This window comes from Pseudoalteromonas sp. S4741 (assembly GCF_005886135.1).
Lineage (GTDB): Bacteria > Pseudomonadota > Gammaproteobacteria > Enterobacterales > Alteromonadaceae > Pseudoalteromonas > Pseudoalteromonas tetraodonis.
The window spans coordinates 1-229 of sequence record NZ_PNCN01000253.1 but is presented as its reverse complement, the minus strand read 5'-3'; the positions used below and the strand labels follow the sequence as shown (position 1 = coordinate 229).

The following is a 229-nucleotide window of genomic DNA, read 5'->3' as shown; positions in this document are numbered from 1 at the left end:
AATCAGGGGGGCTAAAGCTTCGATAGAATAAATATGGTGATGGGGGGGTGGTGATATAAGTGTCACTCGCGGTACCGAGTTTCGAAGCTTGGCAATATAGGGAGGGTCTGTTTCACCTGGTTGTTGTCCGCCTTCCGCTGGTTTAGCGCCTTGTGCCACTTTTATTTGAATAACATCAGCGCTACGTAAATAATGGGGCGTTACACCAAATCTACCCGAGGCTACTTGT

1 protein-coding gene is annotated in these 229 nt (G+C 48.0%); it reads right to left on the bottom strand.

The window, feature by feature from the left end; genetic code table 11:
* A partial coding sequence (locus CWC30_RS18035; RefSeq protein ID WP_138627771.1) for a glutamate synthase-related protein occupies positions 1-229 on the bottom strand: 229 nt, incomplete at both ends.